Annotated in this window: 1 protein-coding gene; it reads right to left on the bottom strand. The window is 73.1% G+C overall.

Features of this window, described 5'->3' with window-relative positions; translation table 11 throughout:
• The coding region (locus tag KDK95_RS34840) for a DUF222 domain-containing protein (RefSeq protein ID WP_212522622.1) at nucleotides 1-653 on the bottom strand (653 nt) is incomplete at its 3' end.
• Nucleotides 654-744: the final 91 nt, after the last annotated feature.

Raw genomic sequence — 744 nt, 5'->3', positions numbered from 1 at the left:
ACGTCCTCGGGCAGCACGCTGGCGTGGTCGTATTGGGTCTGGCGGATCCAGTCGGCGGTTTGCGCGTCGACCGCCGCGCGCAGGGTGGTGGCGCGGACCGCGTCCAGCAGGACCTCGAACCGGCACAGCCCGTCCTCGAGCTCGACCACCCGGTAGAACGACCGTGCGCGCTGACGGGCGATCACGTCCTTGCCCGTGTCCGGGTCCAGGGTGTGCTCCAGGGCCCGGATCTGCTTCGCGGCCGCGGTCACGCCCTCGGCTTCGGCGGTGACCAGGGTCGCGGTGAGGGCGGCTGCGGTGTCCACGCCGGTTCCGGCGACGGCCTTTGCGGTGCGCGAGAGCACCCGGACGGTGTCCGCGCCGATGCGGCCGGAGGCGAGCGGTTCGGCCAGCTGCGGGATCGCGCCGATCCGGCGGGCGCACTCGGCGATCGAGCGGGCCCTGCCGTCGGAGACGTCCAGATGCGTCGCGGCCCACGCCTTCACCCCGCCGCGCGCCGCCTTGACCCGATCGGCCTGTGCGAGTGCCCGGATCAGCTGCCCGTGACCGGCCTGCTCCCGCCTACCGAGCATCTGCGCCAGCTCCAGCAGCACGTCCGCACCCTCACGATCACCCGCGCGCAGATCCTGCGCATCACGCAGGCACTCGGCCACGATCGCATCCCTACGCGCATCCAACTCCGCCACCGCCTCAAGCCGCGCACGCCAGAGCTCCGCGATCCCGCCCCCACGATCCATGCCACCC

Origin of the sequence: Actinospica acidithermotolerans, from assembly GCF_018139625.1 — a bacterium.
Lineage (GTDB): Bacteria > Actinomycetota > Actinomycetes > Streptomycetales > Catenulisporaceae > Actinospica > Actinospica acidithermotolerans.
The sequence above is the reverse complement of the archived record's forward strand: the minus strand, read 5'-3'. Positions and strand labels throughout refer to the sequence as shown.